Raw genomic sequence first — 14,783 nt, forward strand, 5'->3', positions numbered from 1 at the left:
TGGCCATCGGTCAGCCTAACATTTGTTAGCGCGGGATACCTGCCTGCCGCATTGTTGCGGCTCGACCCTCGCGGCTCTGGGGTCGTGACCATCTCCTTGCCCGCTGGCCAAAGCCAGCGGGGTTTTTGCTCAGCTGGCCTTTTGCTGTAAAGGGCTCGGCGCACCAATGCTCGACTTAAAGCTCGGCGAAGGCGGCTTCATTCTGGCATCCTCCCGCCACTGCTTGAAGCGAACAAAGGCTTCTGCTGCGGCATCGCATTGGATACGCGATGGACCATTTGAGTGCAGGATCACCTGCGCAGCGCGCCTGGAGAGGCCGTGCTTTTCCATGAACACATCGAGGTCGTACGGGCAGTTGTCGGAGACTGGATCGCTGCTGGCCTGATATTTGCCCACTCGTTCCTCCTATTCCCTCACGGCAAATCAACGGCTTTGCGACTCGCGTCGATAGCGCCGACGGCAAGATAACCGTTCGGATTGATGGCGGCGGCTTGGTCACAGTCGACCTCGATTCCATCGCCGACTGCTCGCCGACTTTCGCGCGTTGTTCACCGGCCCTGGCCTTCGGTGTGTCGATCGCAAGCGGAAAGTTGTAAGTCGGGATGCTCACGCTCGAAACACCATCCTCCATCACCTTCAGGATGGTGGCTGTCAAAGTGATCTCGTCACCAACTCGCGGACCTCGCGCCATCGTCTCCACCGCTTTGAGCCGGGTAGTTATTTAAACATTCAAGTTAGCTAAAATGTTCCGGAACCGATCGGGGTTTGGTGCCTTGAATCGGGCCCTCTCGAGTTCGGTGGTGCGGAGGTTCTGTTCAAGCCTGATGGAATAAGCAACGGCCTGAGCAGTGGGAACATTGCGGGCCAAACTGAACCCGCCAATTGGGACGAGAGACGAGCGCGGGTTCACCTTCCCCAAAGGCATACCTTGCGGCCTGCCAAGACAGGGCGCACTGTAACCGGGCTCCGGCACCTCCTCGATGTCGGTGCATGGCCCGGCCTGCAGAATCCTGTGTCACCTCGATTTAAGCAGACCGGGCTATCGCACGACCCTGATTGACCGGAAAACTGGTCAATTTTGTTGCTGACCCAGCTTCTTCGCCTCGCGCTCAAGCGTCTCGCGGTCATTGCCGTGTTTGGCAATCAATTCGCGGACCTCTGGGATCGTGAGTTGGAACTTGCTCGCAAGATAGCCAATTTCATATTCCTCGTCTCCCGACACCCGGTCGCGGTCTCGAAAATCGGTCTTGCTTTTGTCGTCTGCCATGGCTGTTCCTCCTAGTTGAAAGAGAACAGCAACCGTGCCGGAATGTTCCGAGGGCCTTCAGCAAACGCTAACGGAACTGAAACGGCCATGCGATATTGAATCAAATTCGAATGTTGCGTTGGAGTTCGTATGCGTAACGCCGACGAGCGGCTAAGATTCATCAAGCCGTTGGAGCCAGTGCAAGTCGAGACGCCGCCTGTGAGCGACGACTGGCTCCATGAAATCAAGCTCGACGGCTTCCGGACACAGGTGATACTCGACTGGGCCGGCGCCCGCGCTTTCTCCAGAAACGGCCACGACTGGTCGAAGCGGTATTGGCCGACCGTCGCCGCGGCGGAGAAGCTTCCGGCGAAGTCATTCATCCTCGACGGCGAGATGATCGCGCCCGAGCCCGACGGCCGGCCCAACTTTCATAGGATGCACTCGCGGATGACGCGGAACGCCGAACAGCTTGCTTTCGTCGCGTTCGATATCCTGCACCTCGACGGCCAGGATCTCCGTTCACTCCCGGCGATCGAGCGCAAGGCGAAGCTTTGGGATCTGGTGAAGCCGGCGAAGGGGATCATTCAATACAGCGAGCATGTCGAGGGCGGCGGCGCTGCCTTCTTCGAAGCCGTCGAGAAGATGGGCCTCGAAGGCATGGTCTCGAAGCGAAGGGAAAGTCCCTACAAGAGCGGCAAGATCGATGCCTGGGTGAAGACAAAATGCTGGGAGCTTGGCGAATTCGAGTTGCTGGGCATCAGGCGCGAGCCCGGCAAGGCGCCACAGGGCATCATGGCACGCGGCGGGAAATATGCCGGCTCGGCCACGGTCGCGCTCACCATGGAGATGCGGGAGCGTCTATGGCGACGAGTGCGCAAAGGGCGTTCGCCACCGCCAGGACTGCCGAAAGCCATTTCAAAGGCGGAATGGCTCGAGCCCGGCATCACTGCCCGTGTCAGGTATTTGCGCGGCGAACCGAAGCTACGCCATGCCACGGTGGAGGATGTCCGGGAAGAGTAGCCCGGCTGGCCTCGGCCAATCCATATGCTAAATTCCCACGATGGACCAACGAACCATTGATAGAGCGCTCTTCCTGCTCAGGCAGTATCGCGACACTCTTGTGATGAGCCACGCGCCAATGGGGCCTGATGGCGTGCCAGAGCTACGCACCGCAGCGCAGACCGCCGATCCGCTCGAAATAGCGGCGCTGGAGGATATCGCGCAGCTTGATGCGGTCATCAAAGAGATGTCGACGGCGGCTTCGTCAAGCGGATGCTCATATATTCGAATTGTCGGCAAATAATTCGGAACCGAATTGCCGCGTCGCTCTTATAGGACAGTGGCAAACCCCTTCACTCTCCGGGGTCCCATCCACAAGCAGGAGCGGCCCGTCGCCGTGTGGAAGATGACGACGGGCCGCCCTACGTCGCGAAGCGATCGATCTAAGGTAGTGTAGCCGCTATATGGCACCATCAAAGCCCGTCGCTCATCCTCCCAGCGACGGGCTTTCCCTTGCCTAAATAGATCGATCCTTCCTCTTTGATCGCGCCAGCATGCAGCGGGCCAGAGGCATGCGCCAGAGCGCCGGACGCAGCTCTGGTGAGGCTCTTGGAACCTAATGCCCGACTTTGACTTATGTCGGCCATGAGCACCCGTGGGACTGACTTTTTGTACAAGTGGATAGGCGCCAACGTTCCCGAGACGGTGGGTGCCGATATCATCTCGGTTGCCGAGTTGACCCAAAAGCTGTTCGCCGACGCGAAGTCGGTAGGCATCAGCAGCACCGAGATTGAGGAAGACACCGGCAGCGTCTATGAGGTCATCCTCGACGCAATCGTCCATCACGACGCCGGTATTGCAGATTGATGAGAGCAGAACGTGCCGCCCAAACGAACATACCGTCTACAGATCATGCTCAATGCCGAGGAACTGGCCGTGCTGGATGCTTGGCGTTTTGAGAGAAGAATGCCGACTCGATCTGACGCCGTTCGGGAGCTGTTTCGTCGTGGCCTCACCGCGGCGGATGACGATGCAGAGACGGGAGGCGGGCGTTCGGCAGACTTTAGGGTGCTGCCCACTCGGAACTAGCGTGCGCAGAAACGCGGGCTGGCGGGCCTCCCTGTGGCGCGCTATATCGGCCTCATGGCGGGCAAGGGCTGGACGTTTCAATCCCTGATCGACGCGAAGATGACCGTGACGGCGTTTTGCCACTGGTCACCCTGCAACCATAGCCAAAAGCTCAATCTCGCCCAGCTCCGGGACCGCTACGGCCCTGACGCGCCGGCAATGGCCGATGACCTCATTCCCAAGCTGAAATGCCACAGGTGCGGCGGCACGGATGTCGGCGTGATCTACACACCCGACACCAGCCCCAACGCCTACGGCAGGGCCAAGGGCGGATGATGATCGCCTTTTAGGTCCGGCGGGCCTTCCTAATTCTCCGCATGACTGAAGACGACTGCGCCACTGTCCTTGCGAACTTCAACCGACACAATCCCATCGTCGCCCTTTCGGGTCTGGAACATGGAGATTGCATGGTCTCTGGCGGTCTTCTCGGCGTCGAAAGTCGCCTTGTCGACAACACCCTGTCTTCCATACCAGATGACGGTGTAGGCCATCGTTGTCAGTTTCGACCGGTTGGTCTGGCTCTAGGTGGCAAGCTTTCACATGGATTTGCGGCCAGTCTGGCGGATCGCCTCTCTCTTAGCCACACGGACTTTTTTCTTGCCAGTTTCTCATCGCGAACGTCATCAACGGCCGATCGGCCACACTTCGCAATCACATAATCGGCTCTGTTCGTTCGAAAGTCTTCTTTTTGAACAGACAACATCGTTCCTCCCGGTTCGAGGCCTCCCTCCCTTTTTTGGCTGACTGGAGACACTAGCTGCCGATGTATCGCGCGAGTCTACCAATTGGGGATTGAGTAAAACGATGCACTCTGCATCGCGCTGCCACGTCAATCGGGCAGCAGTAGCACCACGAATCCTAGCACGACCATCAGCAGGGATCCGGACATGCCGATCATGTCGCGCTGCCGGTAGCGCCAGATCGCGCCGGCAAGCATCGAGGCGGTGATGGCGGCGATGTAGAGCGGGGCGAAGTTCTCCACAGCAATTCCATTGCACAGCGGGGTTAGCGGTGATTGTTCACCGACTGGTCTAGCGCTCAGGGCGAAGTGCCCGCAACCGTTGGCCATGGATATTGCAAGAGCGGCATGGTTGACACGTATAAGGCAGGCGGCGCGCCGACATGTGCAAAAGACCGGCGTCAACGTACGTGGATACCCGCTTTGGCGGCAAGAGGACGATGATGTCTGCCGCTCGCTTTATCCGGATTACAAGGCCCTGTCGGCCGCATTGCCCGACAGATCCCGGAAGGCTCTGGAATTCCGGTGCTGGCGTCTGAAAATCACGAGACGCAACAGGATTCTCACCGAGGAGGAGGAGCGGCGCTTTCGGAAAATATATCGCTCGGGCACTCAGAAAGATCTGTACGAAGGATTCCCCGATTTAACGGCCGCCCAGCTTTATGATTTCGGACGTCGGCGAGGCCTAAAGCGCCCTCGCCTCCAATGGGTCCGCACCGGAGACAAACTGCTCGACGATCTCAGGGACGAGTGTTGGCGGCTCGGAATAACCATGGCCGACCTCGACGAGTTTACGCGAACTTCGAATCGCTACTTCGCGCAACATAGATGGTGCCGGTCGCCTGTTAGACACGACTTCGTGCTCAGGGCGATCCGAGAGATGGGTGGAAAGCTGATATCCGGCCAGGTCGAGTGGCCTAGCTGAGCGCAGCACCGAGAACCGGACGAGCGTCGACCTTGACGTAGCGACGCCACTTCCAATCGTACCGTGAGCCGGCCGGGGTTTGAAAACCTCGCGCCGGATTTTCTTTTTTGGCCCCAGCCTTATGGTTGGCCTTCGCGATTCGAGGAGGGTCCTCCTCGGCCGTCTCCTTCAGCGCACAGGCGGCATGCGCTGGGCCGTCAGTTGCTGTTGAGCCCGGGCAGCCCGGGCGCGCCGCGATCTGGTCGTTGTGACGGCTCGCAGCGATGCAGCAGGTGCGATGTTGTGGCCGGTTCAGTTCTCCGAAAAGATGTGATGTCGGCGTTTCGGCGACATCGAACGGCGCGGCGTTGGTTCAATCATGGTTTTCGAACCATCCTGACGCCTATGCCATCGGTCGAAGCCTGGCTGTCTTCCAGGAAGACCACGCCGACGTCAGCCAAGGCAGCATAGATATTGTTCATCGTGTCGAGCCGACCACGTACGATCTGATCGTTCCACTTCTCGAAATTCCTGATGGTGTTGATGCCGACGCCAGCGGCATCCGCAAGCTGCTTCTGATCCATCCCGGCTAGCGCGCGAGCGGCTTTTATCTGGTTTCCAGTCACTGGCATTTGGTGCCCCCATATCGCCATTTGGTTTTTATACACAAATAGGTGTTGACACAAGAAGCAAACGCTCTCATGGTTAAATTACCTCGCAAATGGGGTATTAAACCCAACTAGGAGATAGAGCAATGCCGAACAACCGTGTTCGGGCTGCCGCCGAAGGTTTGCCCACAATCAACCGCCGGGCCGCTCTCGTCATGAGCGGATCGGGCCTCGCTGCTACGCTGCTCGGCGTCAGCATCTCTGCTGCCAATGCCTCGCCCGCGCCGGCGGTCGGCAAGCTTTCAGGCCTGGAAGCGACCTTCTTTGTCGAATGGACCAAGCTTCGGGCCATTGAGCCCGAGCACGCTGCCGCGGAGCGCCAGTACTTTGAAGAGCGGGCCAAACTGGTCAAGCCGGTCAGGCGTGAGCTTACAGCAACCGAGGTAGAAGCCTTTCGGAAGATGACCGTCGCCGAACTTAGTGACTGGCGTCATCCTGGGCGCATCGAATTTGATGAGCCCATCCGGGCTTACAACAAAGCCGAATGGGCGATCCGCCGACAGACGGGTTTCACCAAGATTGATCGCGCCTATCAGCGCCAGCACAGCCGCGTTTCGGTGGCAGCTGGTCGGGTGATCCGCTACCCCGCGCAAACTTTCGAGGACATCGCCACGAAAGCGCGGGTGCACAAGGCGTGGGGGTTCGACTGCAGCGATCTCGAATGCGTCATGAAAGATATCGCCCGCATTGCCCGCGGGGGAGGGTTGTCTGTCGGTTAGTCAGGCCATTTTACGGAACCGGCCCGCTGCCTCACGGTGGCGGGCTATTTTGTTTTCACCCCAGCACTCTCAAGACCTTTTCGCACCCCCACTAAGAACGGCGTGAAATTCGCTGGTGTGGCTGGTTGCGCCGGTAATGCAGGGAGTGCCGCATTCATCCCTCTCACTGTTCGAAATCCAGCCTCGAAGCCTGCCGCGTAGTCATTGTGCGGAATCGACAAATCAATCTCCTCTTGCTCGGGCTCTCTCAGCGACCCGCGTTATGGCCAATCTCGCGGATCTCCCCATGCGCTCTTTTGTGCGTCGTAAGGAATTACCACATCTGCTTTTGGTGGTGTCAGTCCTGGCCAACGAACGAGAACATGAATGTTGCGAGTGTCGTCGACGCCTCGCGCATGCTCTAGCGCAAGCTTCTTGGCGGACTCGATATTGCCGATCGGAACTTTGTTCTGAGTTTTACCATCCACGATGACAAAACATTCCATGGCTGTGCTTCCTCCTTATTCATGTCGCATACCATGTCGCGTGGACCTGCCGATAGTCGCAGGAAACACTTGGAAATCAACGGAAGCTGATTGCAACATGGCGCGACACAAAATCGGCGCGACCGCCCTTGCGGGCAAGCGCCAACGCCTTGATTTCATTAAGGAAGTGGATGGTAGCGGGAGAGGGACTTGAACCCCCGACCCCAGGATTATGATTCCCGTGCTCTAACCAACTGAGCTACCCCGCCAGGGCGGTGAAAGGCCCGAAATCTGCCTCAAACCGCAAGGCATGTCGGGGCGTTCACCAAGGTCGGCGCGGATATAAGGTTGGCAGGGCAAGCCTGTCAAGCTTCGATACGATCAGTCGCCCGGCATATTCGCGCAACCCCAAAAGCTTTGCCGGACAGGCATCTGATCTGGGCTACCGGGGTTGAGTTCGACCGGGCACGTCGCTATGTCTCGGCCACGAAATTCTAGAGTTTGAACGAATGAAGCCGCGCATTGCAGTCCTCGGTTGCGGATACTGGGGCAGCAACCATATCCGCACCCTCAAGGCGCTCGGCGCCTTGCACGCGGTTTCGGATCTCAATCGCGCCCGCGCGGAAGGCTTTGCCAGCGAGCAGGACTGCCTGGCGATCGAACCGGAGCAATTGTTCACCCGCGACGACGTCGACGCCATCATCATGGCGCTGCCGCCGCAGTTCCATGCCGACATGGCGGTGCGCGCCGTCGAGGGTGGCAAGGACGTGCTGGTGGAGAAGCCGATCGCGCTGACGGTGGCCGACGCCGAGCGCTCGGTCAAGGCGGCCAAGGATAATGGCCGCGTCTTCATGGTCGGCCATGTCCTGCGCTTCCACCCCGCCTTCGAGACGCTCAAGGGTCTGATCGACAATGGCGAGCTCGGCGAGGTGCGCTACATCCATTCGCATCGCCTCGGCCTCGGCAAGTTCCATACCGAGAACGACGCGCTGTGGGACCTCGCGCCGCACGATCTGTCGATGATCCTGGCGATCACCGGCACGGAACCGATCGAGGTCAGGGGCGAGGGCGCGGCGCTGCTCGACAATCTCAGCGACTTCGCGCATCTGCACATGCGCTTTCCCAACGGCCTGCGCAGCCATCTGTTCGCATCGCGGCTCAATCCCTATCGCGAGCGGCGGCTGACGGTTGTCGGCACCAAGGCTATGGCGGTGTTCGACGATGTCGAACCTTGGGAGCGCAAGCTTGCCGTCTATCGCCATGCGGTCTGGCAGGACAGCGGCCAGTGGGCCTTCACTACCAACGAGCCGTCCTATGTGGCGGTCGGTGAAGGCATGCCGCTGACGCGCGAACTCGCGCATTTCATGCAATGCATCGAAACCCGGGCCGAACCCCGCACCAGCGGCGAGGAAGCGATCAGGGTGCTGCGCATCCTGACGGCGGGTACAGTCACCCACACCGGATCTTCATCCTGAGCCTGGCCTAAACCGTCCAGAGGATCGTGGCGATGTGCCGCGCTATTCGGCGGGGATCTGCGCCGGGCGGGCGGCAAGCCGCGTCAGCATGGCCTCGGCCTCGGCGCCGCGCTCCGAGCGTTCGATGAAGCCGCCGCCGAACACGCGCGCCTCGTTGCCGTCGTCGGAATAGAGCACGCAGGCCTGGCCGGGCGCGATGCCCGACTCGCCGTCGACCAGTTCCACCGAGGTGACGCCATCGCGGTGATGCAGCACCGCCGGACGCGGCGGGCGCGTCGAGCGGACCTTGGCGAACAGCTCCAGCCCGCCGGCCGGCACGTCGGCGAGCGGCCCGTCGCCCAGCCAGTTCATGTTGCGCAGATAGATCTTGTGCGTCTCCAGCGCCTCGCGCGGGCCGACGATGACGCGGGCGCGGTCGGCGTCCAGATGGACGACATAGAGCGGCTCGCCGGAGGCGATGCCGATGCCGCGGCGCTGGCCGATCGTATAGCGCAGGATGCCTTCATGGCGGCCGAGCACGCGGCCGTCGATGTGGACGATGTCACCGGGATTGGCGGCGGCCGGCTTCAGCTTGGCGATGATGTCGGAATATTTGCCCTGCGGCACGAAGCAGATGTCCTGGCTGTCCTGCTTGGTGGCGACCGTTAGCCCCATCTCCTCGGCGATGGCGCGAACCTGCGGCTTCGACAGGCCACCCAGCGGAAAGCGCAGATAGTCGATCTGCGCCTGCGTGGTGGCGAACAGGAAATAGCTCTGGTCGCGGTCGGCATCGACCGGGCGGTAGAGCGCGCGATGGGCGCCGTTGGCGCCGGAGCGGATGTAGTGGCCGGTGGCCAAAGCATCGGCTCCAAGGTCCTGCGCGGTTGCCAGGAGGTCGGCAAACTTCACCGTCTGGTTGCACGAAACACAGGGTATCGGCGTTTCTCCGGCGACATAGGAATCGGCGAAGGGATCGATGACCGCCTTGCGGAAGCGCTCCTCGTAGTCGAGCACGTAATGCGGGATGCCGAGTGTCTCGGAGACACGGCGGGCATCGTCGATGTCCTGGCCGGCGCAGCACGAGCCGGCGCGATGTGTCGCCGCGCCATGGTCATAGAGCTGCAGCGTGACGCCGACGACGTCATAGCCTTCGCGCTTCAGGATGCCGGCGACGACAGAGGAATCGACGCCGCCCGACATGGCGACGACGACGCGGGTGTTTTCGGGGCGTCCGGGAAGGTCGAGGCTGTTCATTGTACTTTCGTTCTGCGTGGCGTCTGAATGCCAATGGCCGGAATATAGGTCAAGCACCCGCGTGGCGCCAGCGTCTCCCGGACGGGTCGATTTTTTGCCTGCAAAATCAATGCCCGGCGGCGCATCTCTCAAATGCCGAGGAAAACGCTAACGCGACGTTCACGATCCTTACCTAGTCATTAGGGTTCGCTTAGGCAATTTTTAAAGCTGTGGCGGTACTGTGGCGGGGATTGGGTCTTTGAGTTTTTTGTAGAGAGTACGATGACCGATCTGGTTAGACCGCGAGTCAAGTATGTTATCGGGCCTGACGGCAGCCCTCTTACGATTGCCGATCTGCCGCCGACCAATACACGGCGCTGGGTTATCCGGCGCAAGGCGGAAGTGGTGGCCGCGGTGCGTGGCGGCCTGCTCAGCCTCGAAGAGGCTTGCCAGCGCTACAAGCTCACCACCGAGGAATTCCTGTCCTGGCAAGCGTCGATCGACGAATACGGCCTTGCCGGGCTGCGCACGACGCGCATCCAACAATACCGGCATTGAGGCCTGTTCAGGCTAAACGAAGGGCGCGGTAAACCGCGCCCTTCGTTTTTTGTCGGATCGTCCCGCGCTCAGACTGCCAGCACCACCTTGCCGATCGGCCTGGCGGCGAGGAAGGCATGGGCGTCGCCGGCCCGCGCCAGCGGAAAGCTTTCCGCCACATGCACGGCAAGCTTTCTCGCATCGACCAATTTCCCGAGTTCAATGAGACCGTCGCGATCCGGCACCACCGACATGCGCTCGACGCGGATGCCGCGGGCGCCGGCCGTTGCCCTGGTGGCGTCGTGAACGTTAAGCAGCGACACCAGCATGCCGCCGTCACGCACGACTTTCAGCGACTGGTCGGCATGATCGCCGCCGATTGCGTCCAGCACCAGATCGACATCGCCGACCTTTTCGGTGAAATCACCTGCGGTGTAGTCGACGACCTCGTCGGCGCCGATCGAGCGCACGAAGTCGAGCTTGTCCGGACTGGCGGTCGCTATGACATGGGCGCCGTGCGCCTTGGCGATCTGCACCGCCAAATGGCCGACGCCGCCGGCCGCCGCGTGCACCAGCACGCGCTGACCCTTTCTCAGGCCGCCGTGGCGGACGAGGCCTTGCCAGGCTGTCAGGCCGGCCAGGGGCAGCGCCGCGGCGTGGATGTGATCGATGCTTTCGGGCTTTGGCGCAATCTCATCGGCGGGGGCCACGGCCAGTTCGGCGTAGGCCGCCGCCTGCTTCGGAAAGTGCGGCATGCCGAACACCTGATCGCCAACCTTGAGGCCGGTAACATCGGGGCCAAGCGCCTCGATGGTTCCGGAAATGTCCCAGCCGAGGATGAAGGGCGGCTCGCCGAGCAGCGGATAGTTGCCGCCGCGCACCGCGCCGTCGACAGGGTTGATGCCGGCGGCGCTGACGCGGACCAGCACTTCGCCGGCCTTCGGCGCCGGGTCCGGCCGGTCGGCGATGACAAGGACGTCGGGACCGCCGACGGTATTCTGGGTAACGGCACGCATGAGAGGCTCCTCGATGTTGGTGTGCCGCTATCATTTGGATAGTAATATTCTCTTGTCTAGTATGTACCTTATCTATATATAGGCAGCTCATGGATAGTGATTGCGGCGCCCCCTTCGGCTATGATGCATTCCGGCGGACGTGCCCTTCGCACACCGTGCTCGAAATGCTGGCCAGCAAATGGGTCTACCTGACCGTCTGCGCGCTGCGCCGCGGGCGGATGCGCAATGGCGAGCTGGCCCGCAAGCTCGAAGGCATCACGCCGAAAATGCTGACTCAGACGCTGCGTGTGCTCGAGCGCGACGGGCTGGTGCGGCGGGAGATCTTTCCGGTGATCCCGCCAAGGGTCGAATATGAGCTGACCGATCTCGGCCGGAACCTGGCGGGACTGCTCAATCAGATACAGTCCTGGTCGGAAGAGCACGCGCCCGACATCAAGGCGGCCCGCACCCGGGCATCGATGGACCGTCAAGCGGATCTTGCGACGCTGGACTGAGCGGCCGCCAGGCTCCTGGCCGGCGGTTCGCCGGCTTGCGTCGCGCGGATAGCGCTCGTCGGCGGCTTTACCCGATCATTGCGCTGCGGCCGCCGAGTTCGGCGTCGCGAATCTTGGTGTCGCGTGATTCCAGCATCTCTGCCTTGGAAAGCTCCGCTTCAGCTTCGCCGAGTAATGATTCGGCAGTGCTTCGCTGCTGGGCGAGGTCGCTTTGCGAATTTCTCAGGTTGTCGCGGCGCAGGCGCGCCGCCTTGGCGAAGGTCGGATAGGCAAAATGATTGATGTCGGTGATGCCGGCCTTCTTCTCCTCGGCGGCGATCTGCACCTCCAGTTCGACGGCCATGCGTTCGAACTCGGCGATCATCATGTCGAGCTGCAGCAGCTGCCGCCGCTTCTCATTCACCTGAAACTGTTTCAGCCGAACGAGGTTTTCACGTGACTTCATGATTCGGTACTCCCGGAAACGCACACCCGCACATATCGTCCAATCCGCTCGGAAAGGCCCAAGCGCTGCCCGTATCCCCTGGCTTTCCCCCCACTATGGGAAACAAACTCCTAAAGTTTTTTGCCGTTGGTAACCATTCGTTTACGGGCATTGTTAATCATACGGGCGAGGACTTAAGGCCGGGTAAAAATTCCGGCTTTCGACGGGAAGCCGACCAGCGAGTCCCTGGAGTCACTTAGGCTGGCTTATTAATGTGGTGCATTAGCGGTTTTGGTCTGTGATTCGTTATTAGATTCAAGAGGGTGTAGAAAGGGGTTAAAAATCTGGTATCGTCCTCGGCACGAAATTAGGTTTTGTTAACCATTCGATGGCACCTTCTGTTCAGGCAATCACTGCTCCGGTCCCGGACGGGTCGTGACATGGTCCGGCAGCAGAAAAGGGGAATGAAATGCGTGTTCTGCTGATAGAAGATGACAGTGCAACCGCACAAAGCATCGAATTGATGCTGAAATCGGAAAGCTTCAATGTCTATACGACCGATCTCGGCGAAGAGGGTGTCGATCTCGGAAAGCTCTACGACTACGACATCATCCTTCTCGACCTCAATCTGCCGGACATGTCGGGCTATGAAGTCTTGAGAACGCTTCGCCTGTCCAAGGTGAAGACGCCTATATTGATCCTGTCCGGCATGGCCGGCATCGAGGACAAGGTGCGCGGCCTCGGCTTCGGCGCCGACGACTACATGACCAAGCCATTCCACAAGGACGAGTTGGTGGCGCGCATTCACGCCATCGTGCGGCGTTCCAAGGGCCATGCCCAGTCGGTTATCACCACCGGCGACCTGGTGGTCAACCTCGACGCCAAGACCGTCGAAGTCGGCGGCCAGCGCGTCCACCTGACCGGCAAGGAATACCAGATGCTGGAGCTGCTCTCGCTGCGCAAGGGCACCACGCTGACCAAGGAAATGTTCCTCAACCACCTCTATGGCGGCATGGACGAGCCGGAACTGAAGATCATCGACGTCTTCATCTGCAAGCTGCGCAAGAAGCTCGACGCGGCCTCCGGCGGCCAGAACTACATCGAGACCGTTTGGGGCCGCGGCTACGTGCTGCGCGAGCCGGAAGACATCCGCGTCAGCGCCTGACCCATTCTTTCGATTGCTCTTCAGCACAAAAAACCCGGCTTCAGCCGGGTTTTTTGTGTTGAATGGCCAATCCTGGCCTGCCGTCAGGCGGCGATCTTCAGGACGCGGAATCGTTCCAGCAATTGCGGCCGGTTGAATGGTTTCAAGAGGTAGCCCTGGGCGCCGGCCCGCTTTGCCCGCATGATCGATGCGACATCGACCTCGACCAGAGAGACCAGGATCTGCGGCTTGACCGCGCTTTCCATTGCGCGCACCCGGCGAATGAAGTCCACCGCCTGCATGTCCGGCAGTCCGCCGTCGACAACGATGACGTCCGGCATGTCGGCGGCGCACACCTCAATGGCATCAAGCCCGCTGGCCGCTTCGATCACGGTGAAGTCGGAGCCACCGAGGATGCGCTTTGCGACCTTCCTGATGACGCTCGAATCGTCGACGAACAGGCAGCGTTTCATTTCCGGGTCCTCTTTGCCATTCCGGCGAACCGGCAACGTGCGGGTAACCGTGGCCACCATAGTTCAATCTGGTAAAGAAGCGGAAAAGCCGTTAGGTAAAGTTTTTGCAAAGATGCGCCTTGTTCGCTTTTGCGTCACGAACTCAGCCTGGACTGGCCGGAAAAACTTGCTTCGCCTGAATTTCAGGCTCCATCACAAATATTATCTGGAATAAATACTTTATCTGTTCTTGCCGGCGGATACAGCGCTCAGACGACCGACAGCACGATTTCCTCGGCTGTCGCATGGATCGATATCGTCATGTTGGCCTCGCGCGCCAGGAGCAGCGTGTAGTAGGGCTGGACGGAATGGGCGTCGATCGGCTCCTCGGGCTTATGACCGGAATGCAGTTCGAGGAATTTCGGCGGCACGCGCAGCATCGGACCGCTGGCCGACAGCGCAAAGCGCGGCTCGGCGTCGAGATTCTCGAGTGTGACGACAAGCTTGCCGCCGCGCGGGATGGCGGCGTTGGCGACGAGAATGAGGTTGAGCAGCAGCTTGACCTTGTTCTTGGGCAGGAGCGCGCGGGTTCCGTTCCACACCAGCTCCGGCTTCTCGTTCTTCAGGAAGGCGATGGCGACAGCCTCGGCGTCGCCGGTGTCGATCATCATGCCGGCGGAACCGGCGGCGCCGAAGGCAATGCGGGCAAATTGCAGCCGGGCCGAAGCGTTCTTGGCACTCTGGCGGATCAGTTTCATGGCGTCTTCGTCGGCGCCGCCCTCATCGAGCAATTCAAGGCCGTTGTTGATCGCGCCGACCGGCGAGATGATGTCGTGGCAGACCCGGCTGCACAGGAGCGCGGCAAGGTCGGGTGCGGAAAGGGTGAAAAGCTCGGCCATAGGCGAAGTCCCTGCTAAAGTTCACGTATTCACGGCCGAGCGATCAGTCGTTGCGCCCCGCCAACACGAATCACGCGCTCTCCCTGGGCACTCTGAATACACAGCGCCTGTGCGTGCAGCAACAAATCCAAAATTGTCGGCGGCGAAAATGGTGCTTTCGCGCAGAAATGCCGGGCCGGCGCAGCGACTCGTGGCCGGAGGCGGGGCTTCCCGGCCTTCGAACCGCCATCTTCATGTGAGAGTTTAATGGTTGAAAAAGG

The 14,783-nt window shown here is 60.3% G+C and carries 20 protein-coding genes and 1 tRNA gene; 9 read left to right on the forward strand and 12 right to left on the reverse strand.

What is annotated here, in order from left to right; translation table 11 throughout:
- Positions 1-129: 129 nt before the first annotated feature.
- Positions 130-396 carry a hypothetical protein gene (locus tag EJ073_RS31780; protein WP_127400508.1) on the reverse strand — a complete coding sequence of 89 codons (267 nt, stop codon included), beginning with the start codon at positions 394-396 and terminating at the stop codon, positions 130-132.
- Between the two features lie 676 nt (positions 397-1,072).
- The gene (locus tag EJ073_RS28715) at positions 1,073-1,267 is read right to left on the reverse strand and encodes a DUF3606 domain-containing protein (RefSeq protein WP_126058581.1); all 195 of its coding nucleotides are present in this window, start codon (positions 1,265-1,267) and stop codon (positions 1,073-1,075) included.
- A 129-nt stretch (positions 1,268-1,396) separates the two neighbouring features.
- Here EJ073_RS28715 and EJ073_RS28720 point away from each other — a divergent pair, with 129 nt between their 5' ends.
- From EJ073_RS28720 to EJ073_RS28740, 4 genes are all read left to right on the forward strand, one after another.
- Entirely contained in the window at positions 1,397-2,269 is an 873-nt protein-coding gene (locus EJ073_RS28720) for an RNA ligase family protein (protein WP_126058582.1), read from the forward strand.
- A 40-nt stretch (positions 2,270-2,309) separates the two neighbouring features.
- Positions 2,310-2,552, forward strand: coding sequence for a hypothetical protein (locus EJ073_RS28725; protein ID WP_126058583.1), 243 nt, complete (start codon positions 2,310-2,312; stop codon positions 2,550-2,552).
- Between the two features lie 341 nt (positions 2,553-2,893).
- Positions 2,894-3,115, forward strand: a complete 222-nt coding sequence (locus EJ073_RS28730; protein ID WP_126059379.1) for a DUF768 domain-containing protein — start codon at positions 2,894-2,896, stop codon at positions 3,113-3,115.
- A gap of 255 nt (positions 3,116-3,370) precedes the next feature.
- The gene (locus EJ073_RS28740) at positions 3,371-3,652 is read left to right on the forward strand and encodes a hypothetical protein (protein WP_245455406.1); all 282 of its coding nucleotides are present in this window, start codon (positions 3,371-3,373) and stop codon (positions 3,650-3,652) included.
- A gap of 29 nt (positions 3,653-3,681) precedes the next feature.
- Here EJ073_RS28740 and EJ073_RS28745 read toward each other — a convergent pair whose 3' ends face one another.
- The 3 genes from EJ073_RS28745 to EJ073_RS33010 form a co-directional block, all read right to left on the reverse strand.
- The gene (locus EJ073_RS28745) at positions 3,682-3,867 is read right to left on the reverse strand and encodes a hypothetical protein (RefSeq protein ID WP_126058585.1); all 186 of its coding nucleotides are present in this window, start codon (positions 3,865-3,867) and stop codon (positions 3,682-3,684) included.
- A 338-nt stretch (positions 3,868-4,205) separates the two neighbouring features.
- On the reverse strand, positions 4,206-4,358 hold the full coding sequence (locus tag EJ073_RS31785; RefSeq protein WP_190233816.1) for a hypothetical protein: 153 nt from the start codon (positions 4,356-4,358) through the stop codon (positions 4,206-4,208).
- Between the two features lie 1,038 nt (positions 4,359-5,396).
- Entirely contained in the window at positions 5,397-5,672 is a 276-nt protein-coding gene (locus EJ073_RS33010; RefSeq protein WP_348627223.1) for a helix-turn-helix domain-containing protein, read from the reverse strand.
- Positions 5,673-5,773: 101 nt separating this feature from the next.
- Here EJ073_RS33010 and EJ073_RS28760 point away from each other — a divergent pair, with 101 nt between their 5' ends.
- On the forward strand, positions 5,774-6,406 hold the full coding sequence (locus EJ073_RS28760; protein WP_126058587.1) for a hypothetical protein: 633 nt from the start codon (positions 5,774-5,776) through the stop codon (positions 6,404-6,406).
- A gap of 260 nt (positions 6,407-6,666) precedes the next feature.
- On the opposite strand, the gene EJ073_RS28765 is transcribed toward EJ073_RS28760, so the two are convergent.
- Both EJ073_RS28765 and EJ073_RS28770 read right to left on the reverse strand, forming a co-directional pair.
- The gene (locus tag EJ073_RS28765; protein WP_126058588.1) at positions 6,667-6,891 is read right to left on the reverse strand and encodes a hypothetical protein; all 225 of its coding nucleotides are present in this window, start codon (positions 6,889-6,891) and stop codon (positions 6,667-6,669) included.
- Positions 6,892-7,062: 171 nt separating this feature from the next.
- Positions 7,063-7,139, reverse strand: a tRNA-Met gene (locus EJ073_RS28770).
- Between the two features lie 240 nt (positions 7,140-7,379).
- Between EJ073_RS28770 and EJ073_RS28775 the strand changes: the two genes are divergently transcribed.
- The gene (locus EJ073_RS28775) at positions 7,380-8,345 is read left to right on the forward strand and encodes a Gfo/Idh/MocA family oxidoreductase (RefSeq protein WP_126058589.1); all 966 of its coding nucleotides are present in this window, start codon (positions 7,380-7,382) and stop codon (positions 8,343-8,345) included.
- Positions 8,346-8,387: 42 nt separating this feature from the next.
- On the opposite strand, the gene mnmA is transcribed toward EJ073_RS28775, so the two are convergent.
- The gene (gene mnmA / locus EJ073_RS28780) at positions 8,388-9,578 is read right to left on the reverse strand and encodes a tRNA 2-thiouridine(34) synthase MnmA (RefSeq protein WP_126058590.1); all 1,191 of its coding nucleotides are present in this window, start codon (positions 9,576-9,578) and stop codon (positions 8,388-8,390) included.
- A gap of 261 nt (positions 9,579-9,839) precedes the next feature.
- On the opposite strand from mnmA, the gene EJ073_RS28785 reads away from it, so the two are divergent.
- Complete coding sequence (locus tag EJ073_RS28785; protein ID WP_006203587.1) at positions 9,840-10,115, forward strand: DUF1153 domain-containing protein; 276 nt, start codon at positions 9,840-9,842, stop codon at positions 10,113-10,115.
- Positions 10,116-10,183: 68 nt separating this feature from the next.
- Here EJ073_RS28785 and EJ073_RS28790 read toward each other — a convergent pair whose 3' ends face one another.
- Positions 10,184-11,110, reverse strand: a complete 927-nt coding sequence (locus EJ073_RS28790) for an NADP-dependent oxidoreductase (RefSeq protein WP_126058591.1) — start codon at positions 11,108-11,110, stop codon at positions 10,184-10,186.
- Positions 11,111-11,274: 164 nt separating this feature from the next.
- Here EJ073_RS28790 and EJ073_RS28795 point away from each other — a divergent pair, with 164 nt between their 5' ends.
- Entirely contained in the window at positions 11,275-11,604 is a 330-nt protein-coding gene (locus tag EJ073_RS28795; RefSeq protein WP_245455409.1) for a helix-turn-helix domain-containing protein, read from the forward strand.
- Between the two features lie 67 nt (positions 11,605-11,671).
- Here the strand turns inward: EJ073_RS28795 and EJ073_RS28800 are convergent, their stop codons facing one another.
- Positions 11,672-12,049, reverse strand: coding sequence for a flagellar export protein FliJ (locus EJ073_RS28800; RefSeq protein WP_126058593.1), 378 nt, complete (start codon positions 12,047-12,049; stop codon positions 11,672-11,674).
- 448 nt (positions 12,050-12,497) lie between these two features.
- Here EJ073_RS28800 and ctrA point away from each other — a divergent pair, with 448 nt between their 5' ends.
- Complete coding sequence (gene ctrA / locus EJ073_RS28805; protein ID WP_006203583.1) at positions 12,498-13,193, forward strand: cell cycle two-component system response regulator CtrA; 696 nt, start codon at positions 12,498-12,500, stop codon at positions 13,191-13,193.
- Between the two features lie 83 nt (positions 13,194-13,276).
- On the opposite strand, the gene EJ073_RS28810 is transcribed toward ctrA, so the two are convergent.
- Positions 13,277-13,645 carry a response regulator gene (locus tag EJ073_RS28810; RefSeq protein WP_126058594.1) on the reverse strand — a complete coding sequence of 123 codons (369 nt, stop codon included), beginning with the start codon at positions 13,643-13,645 and terminating at the stop codon, positions 13,277-13,279.
- Positions 13,646-13,893: 248 nt separating this feature from the next.
- Positions 13,894-14,523 carry a histidine phosphotransferase family protein gene (locus EJ073_RS28815; RefSeq protein WP_126058595.1) on the reverse strand — a complete coding sequence of 210 codons (630 nt, stop codon included), beginning with the start codon at positions 14,521-14,523 and terminating at the stop codon, positions 13,894-13,896.
- Positions 14,524-14,783: the final 260 nt, after the last annotated feature.

It is taken from the genome of Mesorhizobium sp. M4B.F.Ca.ET.058.02.1.1, assembly GCF_003952505.1.
Taxonomy (GTDB): Bacteria; Pseudomonadota; Alphaproteobacteria; order Rhizobiales; family Rhizobiaceae; genus Mesorhizobium.